The sequence below is a fragment of the Ureibacillus sp. FSL K6-8385 genome (genome assembly GCF_038593155.1).
Taxonomy (GTDB): Bacteria; Bacillota; Bacilli; order Bacillales_A; family Planococcaceae; genus Ureibacillus; species Ureibacillus terrenus.
Genome location: NZ_CP151968.1, coordinates 552,521 through 571,180 on the forward strand (window position 1 = coordinate 552,521; position 18,660 = coordinate 571,180).

Consider the following 18,660-nt stretch of genomic DNA (forward strand, 5'->3'; position numbering starts at 1 on the left):
CATCATGAAACGAATCATTTTACTCGGAATCGCGCTTTTCATGTTTATCGGAATCGGCAGTTCCGCCGTTTATTCCCAAAACGTAACGCTGCCGGCTTCCGTCACGAACGAAGGAAAACCGATCAAAGGCGGCATATTGAAGGTGGGGATTGTCAAAGACGAGCCGTTCCAGGGGGTGTTTTTGGCGGAGCTTTATGAAAACCGCTATGACGCGGCGATCATGAGCTATGCATCCAATGCCATTTTCGAGATGGACGGCAATTTTCAAATCACCGATGAAGGCATCGCATCCCTGGATGTCAATCAGAAAGAAAACAAAGTGACCATCACGATCCGGGAAGGGGTCAGATGGTCGGACGGAGAACCGCTGAAAATTGAAGATTTGATTTTGCCTTATGAAATCATCGCCCATCCGGATTATACGGGCGTCCGCTACGATACGGAATTCAAAAACATCATCGGCGTCGAAGAATATCACGAAGGAAAGGCGGATAAGATTTCAGGAATCCGGAAAATCGACGGCCGGACGCTGGAAATCCGATTCAAAAAATTGTCGCCGGCGATTTTTTCCGGAGGCGACGGACTGTGGACGTACGCGGCGCCGAGCCATCAGCTAAAAGGGATTCCTGTCAAGAATTTGATTGAGAGCGATGCGGTGCGGAAGAATCCTGTGACATTGGGCCCTTTCAAATTCCATAAAATTGTACCGGGCGAATCGGTGCAGTTTGTGAAAAACCCTTATTATTGGAAAGGTGAGCCGAAGCTGGACGGAGTGTATGTGGAGGTGGTTCCATCCAGTTCCGTGTCCGTGGCGATCGGCTCGGGAAAATATGACATCGTGACGGGATTTGCCGCGACGAAATGGCCGGAAATACAAAAGTATGACAATATCGATATATTGGGACGGCCGGAATTGTACTACTCTTATTTGGGCTTTAAGCTCGGAAAATGGGATCCGGAAAAGCGGGAAGTGGTGACGGATCTAAATGCGACGCCCGTAGGGAATCAGGCGTTGAGGCAGGCGATGGGCTATGCCCTGGATGTGGAAGCCGTGTGCGAGGTGCTCTTTTTCAATTTCCGGCAGCGCGCCAATTCATTGATTCCTCCAGCCTTTAAAGGCTATCATGATGCATCCTTGAAAGGCTATACGTACAATCCCGAAAAGGCGAAGCGGATTTTGGACAGGGCAGGGTATATCGATATCGATGGTGACGGCTTCCGGGAAGATCCGGAGGGCAATAAGTTGGAAATCAAGTTTGCCACTATGGCGGGCGATCCGATTCAGGACGAAATTGCCGCCTATTATTTGCAAAACTGGCGGGATGTGGGGTTAAACGTCACTTTGACGACAGGAAGGCCGATCGAAGTGAACGCCTTCTATGATAAAGTGGAGGCGGACGATCCGGAAATCCATGTGTTCATGGCCGCCTGGGGAACGGGCACGAATCCTTCCCCGTCCGGATTGTACGGAAAATCCGACGCCTTCAATTTCAGCCGCTATACGTCCGAATTTTTGGAGGAAACGATCCGGAAAATCGATTCTCCGGAAGCGTTCGATCCTTCCTACCGCGCGGAACAGTTCCGCATTTGGCAGCAATATATGGCCGAAAAAGCCCCGGTCATTCCGCTGCAGTTCAGCTACGAAATCGTGCCGGTCAACAAGCGGGTGAAATACTACAGCATCGATTACGGTAACCCGGTTGAATTGCACGAAATCGAGCTCCTGGCGAAAGAGTCGATCAAGAGCAAATAAGGTCGGATTTGGATTGGGATTGGATTTGTTCAACGGCAAATAAATCCGGAGTGTGAATATGAGCAAACAAAGAGGGGCGATAAGATCACAAAGGCTTTCGATACAAAATGCGCCAAAAAAACAGGCTGTCTGAAACCCGATTTAACCGCGTTTCAGACAGCCCTTAATTATTTTTTTACAAATTTAAGAATGATGAAAAGAAAAACATTCTTTACACTTCTATTATCACTACATCGATAACAGTCTCGAAGGCAATTTCGCGCTTGGAAAAATTACAAAATATGATATTTTTGCGGAATCTGGAAATAAAGCCAAAAAGCACCTTCTATTGGATGAAGGTGCTTTTCTATATTCAATCGGTATACTCCTTATCTGTAAAGAAGATCGCCAATGTGCCCGGACCGGAATGGGAGCCGATTACCGAGCCGATCATTGTGACATCGAACCCTTTCGGATGAAGTTTTTCTTCAATCAGTTTTTTTACATCTTCCACCGTCTGCCAGTCGTCGCCGTGGGAAATGCCGACAATTTTATTGGAAAAATCCCCGCCGCGCTCGGCCATCAATTCCACCATACGGGCAAGGGCCTTCTTTCTTCCCCGCACCTTTTCGATCGGGATGAGCTTTCCGTCTTCCACGTGCAAAATCGGCTTGATGCTTAAAAGTCCGCCGATAAAGGCGCTTGATTTCGAAATCCGGCCGCCTCTCGCCAAATATTCAAGATTTTCCACGGTAAAAATATGCTGCATATGTTTCGCGTAATTCTCCACTTTTTCCGCCAGTTCCCCAAAAGGCACGCCGGCATCTCTCCATTCCACCGCTTTTTTCACCACAAGCCCTTGTCCGAGGGAGGCGCATTTTGTATCGATGATCGTTAATTTGAAGTCCGGATATTTTTCCCTCAACTGTTCCGCAATCATGACAGCAGTATTGTAAGTTCCGGACAGCTGGGAGGAGAAACTGATATAGATGGCTTCTTCGCCGTTTTTTGCATATTGTTCAAAGGTGCTATAAAATTCGTCCGGGGATACTTGGGAGGTTTTTGGAGCAGCGCCTTTTCTCATTTCATCATATACCGTTTTCGGATCGATGCCGATAACATCCGGATATTCTTGTCCATTCAGATGGACTCTCAGCGGAAAAAAAACCACATTGTGCTGTTCGTAATATTCTTTTGGCAAATCGCTTGCGCTGTCTGTAAAGAGAATCATATTGTGCCCCTTTCTGTCTTTTGAAAAATTATAACACCCTTCCAAAAAACAGGTAAGAAGGGTGTTTCGTCGAAAGATGAAATGTCATGCCAATTTTAATCGATCCATCAAAAAGTCGGCAATGCCATCCTCATTGTTCGTACCCGTCACTTCGTCGGCGATGCTTTTCAATTTGCTGATGCCGTTGCCCATCGCAACGCCAATGCCGGCATAATCAATCATTTCCAAATCGTTGTCTTCATCCCCGAAGGCGATGATCCGTTCTCTTGGAATTCCCAAATATTTTGCGACAAGGGAAACCCCGACCGCTTTATTCAACCCTTTCCGCACCACTTCCACAATATTGAATGGCGCCCCCCACCGGCGATGTTCGATCAGCTCGGCGTGCACTTCCTGCAAATGTTTGCGGACCAGCGGCACGTTTTGTTCATCGGCATGAATCAATAAGCTCGTCGGATTTTCGCTTAAATTGCCCCGCAAATTGCCGATGGTGACTTTTGGATTTCCCATTCTGAAAATATCCATCATCGATTTGTCTTCCACGTGGATATACACATCGTCGATGACTTCGGCGATCAAATTTTCATATTGATATTTATCGACCGAGTCAATGACATCATGCACCACTTTCATATCGATCGGGGAATGGATGGCCTGCCAGGACGGATTTCTCGGATGATGTATATAAGCTCCGTTGAAATTGACAATCGGAGTGGTTAGTCCCAATTCCTGATAATAAATGTTGCTTGCCCGGAACGGTCTTCCTGTGGCAATCATGATTTGATGCCCCGCTTCTTTGGCTTTCATCAACGTTTGTTTTGTTTTGGGCGAAATTGTATGTTGATCTGTCAACAAGGTACCATCTAAGTCTAACACAATTAAATGTTGTTTCATAGAAAGTCCCCTTTCTGTCTATACGATTTTATCGTGATGGGATCATTTCGTCAAAATTTTGTCACCGTTTATAATTTCTGGTAATATAAAGGTGGTCCTGAAGGAGTGAAGGTAATGATAGTAAATGATGAAATGTGGCAAGATATTCCCGTGATCCATTTTTATTCGGATGAAATGAATGAACGTTCACCCGTTCTTATATTTTTGCATGGATTTCAAAGTGCGAAAGAGCACAATTTGCATTATGCTTACCGATTGGTGAAAAAAGGGGTCCGCGTCGTTTTGCCGGACGCATTGCTGCATGGAGACAGAGCGGGCGATTCACCGGAAGAAAAAATGAATTTGCAGTTCTGGAACATCGTCGTGAATTCGATACATGAGGTGGACCTATTATACAGGGAAATACAAAACCGCTTTGAGCCGAAGAAAACGGGCATTGCGGGCACGAGCATGGGCGGAATTACCGCGTGCGGCTGTTTGAAAAAATATGATTGGATTGATGCGGCAGGCATTTGCATGGGCGCGCCGGGATATAATGCTTTGGCCGATTATCAATTGAAGGAATTTGCAAAAGCGGGCATCCAACTTCCTTTTACCGATGAGCAAATCGAACAGATGCATAACGTTCTTTCTGAATATGATATAACAAAAGCGCCGGAACGATTAAACAATCGCCCTGTAATTTTCTGGCACGGCAAAAAAGATTCAACCGTTCCGATCGGGAATGCGCTGCATTTTTACGAAACGGTCCGTCCATACTATAAAGCGCCGGAACGCTTGCAATTTATCATCGATGAAAAACAGGGCCATAAAGTGAATCGCCCTGGGATGCTGGCTGTAACGGATTTCCTTGGGAAACATTTGACCGAAGACTAATTTTTTGTATTTTTGCTTCTGTTCGTGTAGTATGTTGATTGAGAACAGTTTTCATTTCGGATGAAAGGAGCGATCAGTATGGCAATGGATGCGGATTTGAAGGAAAGTATTCTTGGCGCTTTGGAAAATGTCATTGACCCTGAGTTGGGCATCGATATCGTCAACTTGGGTTTAGTATATGATGTGGACATGGACGATGAAGGGGTCTGCAAAATTACTATGACGTTGACTTCTTTGGGATGTCCTCTTGGTCCGGTCATTGTGGATCAAATCAAAACGGTTTTAAGCGAACTGCCTGAAGTGAAAGATGTGGACGTCAATATTGTGTGGAATCCGCCATGGAACAAGGACATGATGTCACGATACGCAAAAATGGCATTGGGAATCCGATAAGGCAAAGGTTATACTCTATATGTATTTCCATATATAATTTGGATAAACTAACGGACATAAGAAAAAGGCATTTCCGACACCTCACTGAAAACAGCGGATTGGGAACTTGCGGTTTTCAATCCGCTGTTTTTTTGTTTTGTTATTGATTAGTTCAGGTTGTCCGGATGGAGCTCCTACTTTGCGGATAAGGAACTGGAATTTTCCTTATTCTTGCGGATAGAATGTCACTTTTTGCAGAAGAATGTTCGGTCTGAAACAAATTTGCCAATTTTATTTCTCATTTTTTTTACAGACACTTTCATCTTTTTTCACAAACGCTTTGTAAAGTAGTAAGCGAAGAACTTATTCTAGTAATATTTTGGAAGGGGTAAAAAGAATGAAGAAATGGTTGACGCTCATATTGGTACTAGCATTGTTCGCATTGGCAGCATGCGGCCAGGACGGAGCATCCGACAAGGACAAAAATGCAAGCGATGACACAAAACAAACAGAAGTCAGCAAAGAGGATCAAAAAACTAAAGAAGAAACCGCGAAAACAGACGCTTCCAAACCGGATCCACGCCTGCAAGAACCTACTGCGGATACAAAATGCGAAATGTGCAATATGAAAGTTTATGAAGTGACTGATGATTTAGGAAAATTCAGCGGACAAGCAATCAAAGAAGACGGCTCAATCGCTTTCTATGACGATATCGGCTGCTTGTTGAATGCGGAATTGGCGCACAACGAGAAAAACCAAAAATACGTGCGCGACTTCAATACATTGGAATGGGTGCTTGTCGATGATGCGACAATCGTCAAAACAGATTTGAAATCTCCGATGAACTGGGGCTACGTATTCTTTAAAAACAAAGAAGACGCAGATAAATTCATCGCTGACAACCCTAGCTACAAAATCACTGCACTTGATGTCGTAAAACAAGAAGCAAAAGAAAGACGCGAAGCAAAATTGAAAAAACAAGCCGAACAGCAACAACAAAATGGCAACATGCATGACAACATGCAAAATATGTCACACAATGGACATAACCATTAATGGTAAAATCGACTCGAGGGGATTCCCTCTAGTCGAATACTTTTTTGAAAGAAGTTGATTGGCATGCGTTCTATCATCCTTCATATCGCTTTCTTCGCCGCGCTGATCGGTTTTGTCCATGAAGCGGAAGCAGGAACCGATTTCCAGCAGCTCATCGACCAGGCGGAAGAAGGCGACGTGATCCATCTTTCAAAAGGTACATATGAAGGGAATTTCATCATCCCGAAAGGAATTACGTTGATCGGGGACGGAAACGCCGTTTTCAAGCCCAAAAATCCAAAGGAACCGGTCATTACCGTGAACGGAGCAAATCACGTGACCATTCAGGGAATAAAGGTGCAGACGCCCGGCACGGGAATGGTCATCAAAGATTCAAACGATATCAAATTGTCCAACCTCATAATGAACGGTGTTTTCAGCGGAATTGATGTTTACCGCACAAATGGGATTGCCGTCGAAAAAACCACGATTGCCGGAAATGGTGAAAACCTTGGTAAAAAAGGAAACGGCATCTCTTTCTATGACAGTTCGGGCATTACCGCAAAAAACAATGACATAGCCCATGTGCAGGACGGCATTTACCTCGAAAACGCAAAAGACATTTCGGTGTTGAAAAACAAGGTGGAAAACGGCCGGTATGGAACCCATTTTATGTACAGCGAAGATGCGGAAGTCCGGGACAATGTTTACAAGAAAAACGTAACAGGGCTTATGATTATGATGACGGAAAATGTAAGCCTTTCCAGAAACGACATTTCCTATCAGGACGGATTCAATGGGACGGGCATCACTTTATATGAAGTGAAGAATATCGACATCCAAAACCATACCATTTCGGGAAACCGGGTGGCCATTTCCGTACAAAAATCCGATGACACGAACATTTCAAACAATATTCTTCAAATGAACCAGACTGCTGTTGAAGCCATCCGTTCCGGCGGCAGCCAAGTGAAGAAAAATTATTTTGTCGGAAACTTGGTGAATGTTCGGTCGGATATGAACGGCATTCAATTAAAGGAAAATTATTATGACGATTATGCGGGAATCGACATCGATGATGACGGAATCGGGGATGAACCATACGTGGCTCTGCAAAGCTTCGGCCAGTGGATGGTAAGAAAACCCGTGTACCAGTATTATGTGGAAGCGCCAAGTGTTGTATTATTGAATCAGATTGATCAGCAAACAAATAAAACTTCCAAACAATTGTTAGTCGATGAAAATCCGGTTACCAAATTCGAAACGGACCGGGGGATTCAATGGAAGCTCTATTGGCCACAATTTATTTTAGGATTCATCTTGACAATCGCATGCATCGTGATATGGAGAAGGAGTGTCCTTACATGAAATGGAAAACGTTAATTTTACTTTTCCTCTTTAGCGTTTTGCTCATCGGATGTTCCGAGAAAACGTATGAACCAAGGGAAATCAATGCGGAAACGGACATTTGCAAAGTATGCAATATGGGAATCACCCATGAAGATTATGCGGCGCAGCTTGTATTCAAAAACGGGGATTATGAAGTGTTCGATGATTTGGGCTGTTTGATCGAGTTTATGAAGGATGTCGATGAATCGGAAGTGGGCGCGGCCTTTATCAAAAGCGCCGACGGGAATGAATGGCTTCCTGTGGAAGAGGCCACATATGTGTATTCGAAAGATTATTGGACGCCAATGAACTACGGAGTCCTGGCCTTCAGCTCAAAAGATGCTGCGGAACAATATATGAAAGAAAATAGCGAAGGCGAACGGCTGACATACGAACAACTATATGATTTCAAATGGGGTATCCATCACTGATGCTCGGCAAATTGATCGTTCTGGAATGGAAACAAATGCTCCGCAGCAGATGGCTGCAGCTCGTGGCCGTACTATTCATTTTCGTTTTTGTCTCCATTGTCATGATTCAGCAATTGGCGCTGCCCGATATTGAAGGGTTTACAAGACAGACGGCTTCTTTCTTGAACTTGCTGTTGTTTTTGCTCCCTTTGTTTACGCTTACCATTGGAGGAATGAGCGTGGCGGGCGATGTGGAGTCCGGCTGGTTTTCATTGTTGAAAACCTATCCGATGAAAATTTTCCAATATGTATCAGGAAAGTTTGTGGCGCTGGTCGGTTCATTTATTTTCATCGTTCTGTTGGCCCTTGGCGTGGTCTTTTTGTTGGGCGGACTATTCGGAGGCGTGAAAGTGCCTTATGAATTTCTGGTCATCGCGCTGTGTCTGATTTTCATATTTTCGGCGATCGCGATTCTTTTGGGAACTTTGGCGAAAAACCGGCTTCATGCCCTTGCGATTTCCCTTGTGGTGTGGGCATTACTGCTGCTGCTCCTTTCTTATCTGGTGATGGCCATCGGCACGGTCGTTCCTGGCCATGTGCTTCAAAAGCTCACCATCGCCATACTGCATATTAATCCGGTTGATTGGCTGCGTTTCGGGTATTTTTTGATTTCCGGCCAGACCGCGGTGCTTGGACCAACCTATTATGATTTAATCGGATTTTATGGATCTGTGGCCGGAAAAGCCGTTTTCATCGTGGTCACAATACTTTGGATTGTCGTTCCGTTGTTTTTGGCAACCATCAAATTAAAGAAATTTGGTGTTGAAAAATGATTGTGGAAGCAAGGAATTTAAAAAAAATCTATAAAAACAACAGAGGTCTCCATGAAGCGGATTTCGCCATCCGGAGAGGGCGCATCGTTGCGCTTGCGGGAGGCAACGGCGCTGGGAAAAGCACGCTGATCCGCCTTTTGACCAACCAGGAAAAGCCGACGGGCGGCGAGCTCATTTGGCATAATCGGGGGATTGTGCGCTATATGCCGGATGATGTGGATTTTCCCGGAATGTTGACGGCGGAAGAAGTATTGGGCCTTTTGGCATCTTTAAAGAAGGTCGGAAAAGCGGAACAAGATGAAATCTTGAAGCGGGTCGGACTGTATGAAGTGAAAAAACAGAAAGTGTCCTCTTTTTCGAAAGGAATGCGCCAACGGCTGAATTTGGCCCAAAGCCTCATCGGCGGGGATGGATTGATTATCATGGACGAGCCGACAAACGGTCTGGATCCGTATTGGATCGCCCGGCTGAAGGAAATGATGGCGGAAGAACGCAGCCGGGGGGCGACGGTCCTGTTTTCGACCCATATGTTGGCTTTTGCGGAACAGCTGGCGGATGATGTCATCATTTTGCATGAAGGAAGAATTTTGGCCGCCGGTGAAGTGGAACGATTATTACAGGACCACCAATGCCGGCATCTCGAAGACCTTTGGCTGCAAAAAATCGGATTATAAAAATGAAAAAAGCGAATTGGAAAAACGGCCGTTTTCCAATTCGCTATTTTTAGTCGATGCGGCAAATGTTGATCGGGCAGCCTTCGCAGCATATCTCATTTTTCAAATGATCCAGATCGTGGATGATGATGGTGCTCTTTTCAAAGGAAACAACCCCCTGTTTTTTCAAATCATTGAGCATGCGATTGACCGTTTCCCTACTTGTCGAACAAAGATTGGCGAGATCGGTGTTGGTCAAATTGATGTCGATATAAATATCCCCATTCTCATCCAATTTTCCGTACGTATTTGTTAGCCGGATCAGCGTTGAATAGAGGGCGCCTTTTTTGCCGTGCATCACCAGATCCCTTAAAATGCTCTGGGTTTTCAGATGTTCGTTTTGCAGCCATTTAATATATTCGATCATTAAAGTCGGCTGTTCCGTCAGCAACATTTCGAGCGCATCTTTTTTTATCATTAAAAGCTCGGTATATGTCAGAGCTTTTGCGGACATTGTATGAATGGCAGGAGGTCCGAAAACGGCGCATTCCCCGATGAGGGAGTCGGGGCCGCAAATTCTCAGCGTCAATTCTTTTCCGTTTTCCGTTTCTTTGCTTACTTGCACCGTCCCTTTCAGGATGAGATAAAATTCATCCGCATTTTCGCCTTCCCGGAAAATTTGATTTCCTTTATCAATCTTCATTAAAAGGCCATGCTCTTCGAATAATGACTGGAAATCCATAGGAACCTTATCCATTAAAACCATGTATTTATCACATCCTTGTAACTGATGTAAGGGTTCCTTCAAAACAAACGGTAAAACCTATAATTATAATACCACATTTGCATGAGGGATATTTTGAATAATTTAGGAGAGATTTTTTGCATTTCCATGTTTATAAAATTATAATCAAGATTAGTCAAGAATGGTCAAACGTTATGAAGAGGTGGTTATATGCAATTGCAGCAGGAAGATCTCCGCAATCCTTTGGAAAAATTCGGGCGGAATTTGAACGAAGAAGTCAAAAAAGGAAAAATCGATCCGGTCATCGGACGGGACGAAGAAATACGGAATGTTATTCGTATTTTATCCAGAAAGACGAAAAACAATCCTGTGCTCATCGGGGAACCAGGCGTCGGAAAAACGGCGATTGTGGAAGGGCTTGCGCAGCGGATTGTCCGGAAAGATGTGCCGGAAGCATTGAAAGATTGCGTCATATGGGAACTGGATATGAGTTCGTTGATTGCCGGAGCCAGTTTCCGGGGGCAATTTGAGGAGCGTTTAAAAAGCGTTTTAAAGTCCATCCGGGAATCCGAAGGAAAAATCATTTTATTCATCGATGAAATCCATACAATCGTCGGTGCCGGAAGGGTGGAAGGTTCCATGGATGCCGGCAACATTTTGAAACCGATGCTTGCCCGCGGCGAACTTCATTGCATCGGAGCGACGACATTGGATGAGTATCGGAAATATATCGAAAAGGATCCGGCTTTAGAACGCCGTTTCCAGCAAGTGATGGTCAGGGAGCCTTCCGTGGAAGATACGATTTCGATTTTGCGGGGGCTGAAAGAACGTTTTGAACTCCATCATGGGGTGCGAATCCATGACCGGGCCATTATTGCAGCCGCCCAGCTTTCCAACCGTTATATTACGGACCGCTTTTTGCCGGATAAGGCCATCGATTTGATTGATGAGGCCTGCGCGATGATCCGGACGGAAATCGATTCCATGCCGCAGGAGCTGGATGATGTGACGCGCCGGGTGATGCAGCTGGAAATTGAAGAACAGGCGCTGATGAAAGAGACGGATGAAGCGAGCAAAAAACGGCTGGAAGCGTTAAGGGAAGAATTGAAAGCATTAAAAGAAGAACAGCAAGAATTGAAAAAGAAATGGGAATTTGAAAAACAAGGTTTGGAACAATTGCAAAAGAAACGGGAATTGTTGGACGAATACCGCCGCCAGCTGGAAGATGCACAGGCCCGGATGGATTTGAACAAAATGGCGGAACTCCAATATGGAAAAATTCCTGACATCGAAAAGGAAATCAAACAATTGGAGGAATCGCTGGCCAAGGGTTCCGAAAACCGGCTATTGCGCGAAGAAGTGACGGCCGACGAAATTGCGACCATCGTTTCCCGCTGGACCGGAATTCCGGTGGCGAAATTGATGGAAGGCGAGCGCGAGAAATTGCTGCGCCTGAAAGAAACCTTGCATGAACGGGTGGTCGGACAGGATGAGGCGGTCAAACTCGTGACGGAAGCGGTATGGCGCGCCCGTTCCGGAATCAAAGATCCGAACCGTCCGATCGGCTCCTTCATTTTCCTTGGCCCGACAGGCGTAGGGAAAACCGAACTTGCCAAAGCATTGGCAGCCCAATTGTTCGATTCGGAAGATCATTTTATCCGGATTGATATGAGCGAATATATGGAAAAACATAGCGTATCTCGGCTTGTCGGCGCACCTCCGGGATATGTCGGCTACGAAGAAGGAGGCCAGTTGACGGAAGCGGTGCGCAGAAATCCATATTCCGTCATTTTGCTGGACGAAATTGAAAAAGCCCATCCGGATGTGGCGAACATTTTGCTGCAAATCCTTGATGACGGACGGATTACGGACAGCCAGGGACGCCTCGTCAATTTTGCCAATACCATCGTCATCATGACATCCAATATCGGTTCCCAATATTTGCTGGACGCGGGTGCCGAATTGAACGAAGAAGTGGAAAAAGTGGTGATGGGCGAACTCCGCAAGCATTTTAAGCCGGAATTGTTGAACCGCATTGATGACATCATTCTGTTCCATGCCCTCTCGGACGAACATTTCGAAGCGATTGCCCGGAAATATATCAAAGAATTGCAGGAGCGGGTGGCAGAAAACGATATTACATTGATTGTCGATGATGAAGTGGTCAAATGGGTGGTGGAAAACGGCGTAGATCCGCAATTCGGGGCAAGACCTTTGAAGCGTTTCGTACAGCGTCATGTGGAAACGGCCGTGGCGAAAGAATTGCTGAAAGGGGAAATTTTGCCGGGAGAAACGATGAGGGTTTCCTTGCAGGATGGACAATTGGCCGTTTTGAAAGAAAAGAAATGAAAATTCCAGGGATGTTCAAATTCAATGAAAAAACCGAATGGGAAATCGAAACCCATTCGGTTTTTTCATTACCGATTATTATTTTTGGTCAGATTTAAGTTCTTTTGGAGATTCGCTAGGGATGATTGCAGCTACGATCCAAACAAGAATAAGGAAGATGACAGCAATAAATGCAGTTGTCGTAAAGTCGAATGGCACGCCCAAAATGGAACCAACCACGTAGCTTAACATTGAAATCAACAAGATTCCCAAAATGAACGAGATAATATATTGCATTTCGTTTTCACCTCTATTGCCCATAAATTACTCAATATATGCATGGTTCATCTTAATAATGATAACACAGTCTGTCAAAAATAAACAATAAACTTTTTGGTATAATTCAATTTTATTATTGTGAAAATTTGCATGATGGTCTATAATTATGACCAACTACTAATCGTAAGTATTAATAATGGGGGTTAAATGACCATGAACGCTGGAATACTCGGTTTAGGAAAATATATTCCTGAAAAAGTTGTGACGAATTTTGATTTGGAAAAAATTCTGGATACAAACGATGAATGGATCCGCACCCGGACGGGCATTGAAGAAAGAAGGATCGCCCGGGAAGATGAAGATACCTCGGATATGGCTTATAAAGCGGCGAAAAAGGCACTAGAAAATGCCGGAATCAGCCCTGAGCAGATCGGTTTGATATTGGTTGCGACGGTTACGCCGGATCGCGCCTTCCCAAGTGTCGCATGCCAAATACAGGAAAAATTGGGGGCCGTGAATGCGGCTGCCATGGATTTATCCGCCGCATGTTCCGGATTTATTTATGCCCTGGCGACGGCAAAATTATTTGTAGAAAGCAACAATTATGACTATGTATTAGTGGTAGGTGCAGAAAAATTATCCAAAATTACGGATTGGAAGGACCGTAATACGGCCGTGCTGTTCGGAGACGGAGCAAGCGCCGCCGTGGTCGGCAAAGTGTCGGAAGGAAGAGGCATTTTGGCTTTTGAATTAGGGGCGGACGGTTCAGGAGGAAAATATTTGCATATGAATGATGAAAATTTCATTTACATGAACGGCCGTGAAGTATTTAAATTTGCTGTACGCCAAATGGGGGCCACTGCATTATCGGTCATTGAAAAGGCGGGGCTGTCGAAGGAAGATGTGGATTTCCTCGTGCCGCACCAGGCGAATATCCGCATCATGGAAGCGGCGAGAGAGAGATTGGAATTGTCCGAAGATAAATTGTCCAAACGCATTCATAAGTATGGCAATACTTCATCTTCCTCCATCGGAATCGCGTTAAAAGATGAACTGGATGAAGGAAAAATCAAAGATGACGATATTGTTGTTTTAGTCGGATTCGGCGGAGGGCTCACATGGGGCGGCGCTGTCATCCGTTGGGGAAAATAAATGATATAGATTTTCCCCATCGAGTTATAGTAATTTATAATTATAGTGATTTGTAAGGGGGTTCAAGAGAGACATGAAAAGGAGAGTAGTTGTAACCGGCGTTGGTGCCGTTACTCCGCTTGGAAATACAGTGGAAGAAACATGGTCTGCAATCAAAGAAGGCAAATCCGGCATTGGGCCGTTGACAAGAGTGGATGCGGATTTATTCCCGGCGAAAGTGGCTGCGGAAGTTAAAGATTTTGATATTGAACAATTTATTGAGCGAAAAGAAGCAAGAAGAATGGACCGTTTCACCCATTTTGCCGTCGCTTCCGCCTTGATGGCCGTGAAAGATGCGAATTTGGAGATTACGGATGAAATTGCCGATCGGGTCGGCGTATGGATCGGCTCCGGCATCGGCGGAATGGAAACATACGAGGAGCAATTTGAGACGTTTCAAAAGCGCGGTCCTCGCCGCGTAAGTCCATTTTTTGTTCCGATGATGATTCCGGATATGGCGAGCGGACAAGTTTCCATCTATTTGGGCGCCAAAGGTCCAAATGCATGTACAGTGACTGCATGCGCATCAGGAACGAATTCGATTGGAGACGCGTTTAAGGTCATTCAGCGCGGCGACGCAGATGTGATGATTACGGGAGGAACAGAAGCCCCAATCGTTAAAATGGCGCTTGCCGGTTTCTGTTCAGCCACTGCTCTTTCATTGAATCCTGACCCAAATACGGCATCCCGCCCGTTTGATAAAGACCGCGACGGATTTGTCATGGGCGAAGGGGCAGGAGTGCTGGTACTCGAGGAATATGAATTTGCCAAAGCGCGCGGTGCAAAAATTTATGCGGAAATCATCGGCTATGGTGCAACGGGCGATGCTTACCATATTACGGCTCCGGCTCCAAATGGGGAAGGCGCCGCCCGTGCGATCAAGCATGCCATTGATGATGCCGGCATTGACCCGACAGATATCGATTATATTAATGCCCATGGAACAAGCACGCCATACAATGACTTATATGAAACAATGGCGGTCAAAACAGTATTTGGCGACCATGCCTATAAACTTGCGATGAGTTCCACAAAATCCATGACAGGTCATTTGCTTGGCGCTGCCGGCGGTGTGGAAGCGATTTTCACGGTTTTGGCATTGAAGGAGGGCATCCTGCCTCCGACAATCAACTTGCACAATCCGGATCCTGAATGCGATCTTGACTATGTACCAAATGAAGCGCGCAAAGCGGACATCCGTTATGCGATGAGCAACTCGCTAGGTTTCGGAGGACATAATGCAAGCCTCGTTTTCAAAAAGATCGAGGAATAATAAAATAAAAATGCGTTTAGCCCGGTGCTAAACGCATTTTTATTTTCATTGATGAATAAAAAGGGAAAAGAAGGGATGGTGGCATGATTTTCAGGTTTATGCTGTTTCTCTTTAGCTACGGCATTTGCGTCATTTCCGTCAGCAATCTTCTTCTGTACCTGAACTTCCGGACGCTCGGATATTCCTGGCGCGCCGTTATTTCCTATATTTTAAGCGCTCCTGAACTATATTTGGCTTCGGCTTCTTTGGTCATTATTTTTGTCTTGATATTCGGCCTATTCCCATCGCGATCTCCATTTTCTTAACCGTTTCGTTGGCAATCGCATTTGCCTTTTCGGCACCTTCATCCAAAATTTTATCCAATTCTTCGGAGTCGACGATTTCGCGGAAACGTTCCTGGATTGGCGTCAAATGCTCGATCAAAGCCGTCGCAACTCCTTCTTTAAAGGCGCCGTAGCCGAGACCCTGATATTTTTTCACCACTTCATCGATGGATTTGTTGGTGATGGCCGCTTCGATGGTCAAAAGGTTGGAAATGCCCGGTTTTCTTTCTTCGTCGAAGGCAATCACGTTTTCCGAATCCGTCACGGCCGATTTGATTTTTTTCATGATTTCTTTTGGCGTATCCAATAAACGGATGGTCGCTTTTGTATTCGCATCGGACTTGCTCATTTTTTTCGTCGGTTCCTGCAATGATTTGATGCGTGCCCCCGCTTTCGGAAGCCGGATTTCCGGAATTTTGAACACTTCGCCGAAGCGTTTGTTGAAGCGTTCCGCCAAGTCGCGGGTCAATTCAAGATGTTGTTTTTGGTCCTCTCCGACAGGGACGATATCTGTATTATAAAGCAAGATATCTGCCGCCATTAATGGAGGATATGTCAAAAGACCGACTGAAACGAATTCTTTTCCGACTTTCGCCGATTTATCTTTAAATTGCGTCATTCGTTCCAGTTCCCCAATGGATGTGATGCATTGCAGCATCCAGCCGGCTTTCGTGTGGGCAGGAACTTCCGATTGGATAAATAACGTCGCTTTTTTCGGATCGATGCCCGTTGCAAGATAAGTGGCAGCAAGAGTGCGAATGTTTTGCCGCAATTCTTGGGGATCTTGCGGAACGGTGATGGCATGTTGGTCCACGATGCAGTAAATGGCGTTTCCTTCATCTTGCAGCGCAGGGAATTGCATGAATGCTCCGATATAGTTTCCTAATGTAATGACTCCTGTTGGTTGAACCCCTGAGAAAATGGTTTTCATCAACATTACCTCCTATTTTGTTCCATAAAAAAACATCAAACGGCCAATACAGTTGTATTGGGACGAATGATGTGTATCCGCGGTACCACCCAGTTTGCCTAAAGAGGCCACTTGGTTCTTCGTAACGTGAAGTGGACGTGCTTTACTACTCTTCTTTCGTAAAGCTAGCTCGGAAGCCCATTCCATTTGCCGCTGCGATCTGTTCGCACCAGCCACAGACTCTCTTGGCGCAGAAGGCAAATGTACTCTCCTTCGTCATCGCTGTTTCATTATGCATTTTCATCGATAAATTATGAGTGAATTATAAAGTAATTTATAGGAAAAATCAAACATGAAAATTTATTCATCCTGGAATGAGAATAAACAGAATTGGGTAATACTGTAGTAGAAACATAAAAGATGCATTTTGTCAATAAATTAAGAATATTCTCGATTATTGTAAGTTAATTGAGAAATGAAAAGCATGGACATCAGGGAGGCATCGGCGCAATTTCACTATTGCAGAAAAAGGATTTTTGTCTTCAACAAAGCAAAATCAACGAATTTTTTTAAGAAATTTACCATAAAATATATAATTTTTTAAATTAACTATATTCAAATCGGGAAGAATAGTGTATAATTGATACAGAATTTAAAATAATACTAATTCTAAATTGATAAATGCTTACTCAGAAGTAAATGCTTTTGATGAATATAGAACAATCAATAATAGAAGGGAAGTGGAACAATGATTGTAACATTATATACTTCACCGAGCTGCACATCATGCAGAAAAGCGAAAGCATGGCTTGAAGAGCATGATATCCCATATAGAGAACGGAACATCTTTTCGGAACCTCTTACAATCAGTGAAATCAAAGAAATTTTGCGAATGACCGAGGACGGAACGGATGAGATTATTTCCACTCGTTCAAAGGTTTTTCAAAAGTTGAACATCGATGTGGAAAGCCTGCCTTTGCAAAAATTGTATGAATTGATCCAGGAACATCCAGGACTTTTGCGCCGCCCGATCATTTTGGATGAAAAACGCCTCCAAGTCGGTTTTAATGAGGACGAAATCCGACGTTTCTTGCCTCGGAAAGTCCGTGCTTACCAATTGATGGAAGCGCAAAAAATGGTCAATTAATCATAAAATTTTGCAGAAAAAAGTGTAAATCAGTCAACTCTGTTTGACTTGATTACGCTTTTTTTATTTGCGAAAAAATCCTGACGAAAATTCATCATTTTTCACTTAATACTTGATTTAATTTAGGTTGTCATCTACAATGTTCAATAATTCAAATAATTTTAATTCGAGGGTGTTTTTCCTTTTCATTTTCTCTTCCTTCATCATACAATAGAATCATAGAATGAGACATATAAATATAGAAAGCGTTTTGTTCTGTTTGCCAAAGGAAAGGATTAGGGGAAAGGCACTGTCGAATTGGGGTGTAATTTCCCCCCGATTCAAACATACTAAATACACGCTTTCGGGTTTTCAACCAATGACTGTGAAGGGAGTTGAAGTCTCATGGACATCGAACGCGTAAATGAAAATACAATCAAGCTCTTTATCACATACCGTGATATTGAGGACCGCGGATACACCCGTGAAGAAATTTGGTACAACAGAGCAAAAGGCGAAGAATTGTTTTGGGATATGATTGGTGAAATCAATACGGAAGAATATTTCGACTTGGATGGCCCAATCTGGATCCATGTGAATGCTTCCGAACAAGGCTTGGAAGTCATCGTTACACGGGCAAACGTCAATGACGGGGATCCGGGCGCATTGTTCTCCAGCTTTGAAGAACATGAAGCGGCAATCGGCCAAAAAGAACCGTTCAATCCCTTCGAAGATGATGATGTGCTAAATTATGAAGGAATAAAGAATATGTCCATATATAAATTCAAGGATATCGATGAGATCGTTCCAGTGGCGAACCGTTTAGTGGATTACGGCTTAAACAGCTCTTTATATAAATATGAAAATGATTACTATGTTGCCATCGATTTCACCGGCATCAATGACAGTGCTACACGCCAAAATATACGTTCCATTTTGGATGAATATTTAACAAGTTCCAAAATGACGATTTACCGGCTAAAAGAATATGGTACGGCAATTATGGAAGAAGATTGCTTCGAAACAATTGTCCACTACTTTGATTAATATGTGCCTATA

At 44.4% G+C, this 18,660-nt stretch carries 18 protein-coding genes and 1 other annotated feature; of the genes, 13 read left to right on the forward strand and 5 right to left on the reverse strand.

Annotated elements, in window-relative coordinates; translation table 11 throughout:
- The first annotated feature begins 4 nt into the window (after positions 1 to 4).
- The gene (locus NST62_RS02595) at positions 5 to 1,753 is read left to right on the forward strand and encodes an oligopeptide ABC transporter substrate-binding protein (RefSeq protein ID WP_141601693.1); all 1,749 of its coding nucleotides are present in this window, start codon (positions 5 to 7) and stop codon (positions 1,751 to 1,753) included.
- A 352-nt stretch (positions 1,754 to 2,105) separates the two neighbouring features.
- Here the strand turns inward: NST62_RS02595 and NST62_RS02600 are convergent, their stop codons facing one another.
- A complete protein-coding gene (locus NST62_RS02600; RefSeq protein WP_141601692.1) occupies positions 2,106 to 2,963 on the reverse strand; it encodes a DegV family protein in 858 nt (285 codons plus the stop codon).
- Positions 2,964 to 3,047: 84 nt separating this feature from the next.
- Positions 3,048 to 3,857, reverse strand: coding sequence for a Cof-type HAD-IIB family hydrolase (locus NST62_RS02605; RefSeq protein WP_141601691.1), 810 nt, complete (start codon positions 3,855 to 3,857; stop codon positions 3,048 to 3,050).
- A gap of 114 nt (positions 3,858 to 3,971) precedes the next feature.
- Here NST62_RS02605 and NST62_RS02610 point away from each other — a divergent pair, with 114 nt between their 5' ends.
- The 7 genes from NST62_RS02610 to NST62_RS02640 all read left to right on the forward strand — a co-directional run bounded on the left by NST62_RS02610 (position 3,972) and on the right by NST62_RS02640 (position 9,447).
- Positions 3,972 to 4,733, forward strand: coding sequence for an alpha/beta hydrolase (locus NST62_RS02610; protein WP_141601690.1), 762 nt, complete (start codon positions 3,972 to 3,974; stop codon positions 4,731 to 4,733).
- 84 nt (positions 4,734 to 4,817) lie between these two features.
- Complete coding sequence (locus tag NST62_RS02615; RefSeq protein ID WP_141601787.1) at positions 4,818 to 5,126, forward strand: metal-sulfur cluster assembly factor; 309 nt, start codon at positions 4,818 to 4,820, stop codon at positions 5,124 to 5,126.
- 376 nt (positions 5,127 to 5,502) lie between these two features.
- Positions 5,503 to 6,162, forward strand: coding sequence for a nitrous oxide reductase accessory protein NosL (locus NST62_RS02620; protein WP_141601689.1), 660 nt, complete (start codon positions 5,503 to 5,505; stop codon positions 6,160 to 6,162).
- Between the two features lie 63 nt (positions 6,163 to 6,225).
- Positions 6,226 to 7,509 carry a NosD domain-containing protein gene (locus NST62_RS02625; RefSeq protein ID WP_141601688.1) on the forward strand — a complete coding sequence of 428 codons (1,284 nt, stop codon included), beginning with the start codon at positions 6,226 to 6,228 and terminating at the stop codon, positions 7,507 to 7,509.
- Positions 7,506 to 7,961, forward strand: a complete 456-nt coding sequence (locus NST62_RS02630) for a nitrous oxide reductase accessory protein NosL (RefSeq protein ID WP_141601687.1) — start codon at positions 7,506 to 7,508, stop codon at positions 7,959 to 7,961. Before NST62_RS02625 ends, NST62_RS02630 begins: the two co-directional genes overlap by 4 nt.
- Positions 7,961 to 8,773 (forward strand): ABC transporter permease subunit, encoded by an 813-nt coding sequence (locus NST62_RS02635; RefSeq protein WP_141601686.1) that lies wholly within the window; start codon positions 7,961 to 7,963, stop codon positions 8,771 to 8,773. The genes NST62_RS02630 and NST62_RS02635 overlap by 1 nt, the downstream gene beginning before the upstream one ends.
- The gene (locus tag NST62_RS02640) at positions 8,770 to 9,447 is read left to right on the forward strand and encodes an ABC transporter ATP-binding protein (protein WP_141601685.1); all 678 of its coding nucleotides are present in this window, start codon (positions 8,770 to 8,772) and stop codon (positions 9,445 to 9,447) included. Before NST62_RS02635 ends, NST62_RS02640 begins: the two co-directional genes overlap by 4 nt.
- A 49-nt stretch (positions 9,448 to 9,496) precedes the next feature.
- Here NST62_RS02640 and NST62_RS02645 read toward each other — a convergent pair whose 3' ends face one another.
- Positions 9,497 to 10,183 (reverse strand): Crp/Fnr family transcriptional regulator, encoded by a 687-nt coding sequence (locus NST62_RS02645; RefSeq protein ID WP_141601786.1) that lies wholly within the window; start codon positions 10,181 to 10,183, stop codon positions 9,497 to 9,499.
- Between the two features lie 198 nt (positions 10,184 to 10,381).
- Here NST62_RS02645 and NST62_RS02650 point away from each other — a divergent pair, with 198 nt between their 5' ends.
- Complete coding sequence (locus NST62_RS02650) at positions 10,382 to 12,520, forward strand: AAA family ATPase (RefSeq protein ID WP_342463115.1); 2,139 nt, start codon at positions 10,382 to 10,384, stop codon at positions 12,518 to 12,520.
- Between the two features lie 78 nt (positions 12,521 to 12,598).
- Here NST62_RS02650 and NST62_RS02655 read toward each other — a convergent pair whose 3' ends face one another.
- Positions 12,599 to 12,796, reverse strand: a complete 198-nt coding sequence (locus NST62_RS02655; RefSeq protein WP_141601683.1) for a DUF2929 family protein — start codon at positions 12,794 to 12,796, stop codon at positions 12,599 to 12,601.
- Between the two features lie 195 nt (positions 12,797 to 12,991).
- On the opposite strand from NST62_RS02655, the gene NST62_RS02660 reads away from it, so the two are divergent.
- Entirely contained in the window at positions 12,992 to 13,930 is a 939-nt protein-coding gene (locus NST62_RS02660) for a beta-ketoacyl-ACP synthase III (RefSeq protein WP_141601682.1), read from the forward strand.
- A 73-nt stretch (positions 13,931 to 14,003) separates the two neighbouring features.
- Entirely contained in the window at positions 14,004 to 15,242 is a 1,239-nt protein-coding gene (fabF, locus tag NST62_RS02665; protein WP_141601681.1) for a beta-ketoacyl-ACP synthase II, read from the forward strand.
- 252 nt (positions 15,243 to 15,494) lie between these two features.
- Here the strand turns inward: fabF and trpS are convergent, their stop codons facing one another.
- Positions 15,495 to 16,496 carry a tryptophan--tRNA ligase gene (trpS, locus tag NST62_RS02670; RefSeq protein WP_141601680.1) on the reverse strand — a complete coding sequence of 334 codons (1,002 nt, stop codon included), beginning with the start codon at positions 16,494 to 16,496 and terminating at the stop codon, positions 15,495 to 15,497.
- Positions 16,497 to 16,551: 55 nt separating this feature from the next.
- Positions 16,552 to 16,764, reverse strand: a binding site (T-box leader).
- Between the two features lie 462 nt (positions 16,765 to 17,226).
- Between trpS and spxA the strand changes: the two genes are divergently transcribed.
- Together spxA and mecA are read left to right on the forward strand one after the other, a co-directional pair.
- Positions 17,227 to 17,622: a transcriptional regulator SpxA gene (gene spxA / locus NST62_RS02675; protein WP_181733193.1), complete on the forward strand. Its 396-nt coding sequence runs from the start codon at positions 17,227 to 17,229 to the stop codon at positions 17,620 to 17,622.
- A 384-nt stretch (positions 17,623 to 18,006) separates the two neighbouring features.
- On the forward strand, positions 18,007 to 18,648 hold the full coding sequence (gene mecA, locus NST62_RS02680; RefSeq protein ID WP_141601678.1) for an adaptor protein MecA: 642 nt from the start codon (positions 18,007 to 18,009) through the stop codon (positions 18,646 to 18,648).
- Positions 18,649 to 18,660: the final 12 nt, after the last annotated feature.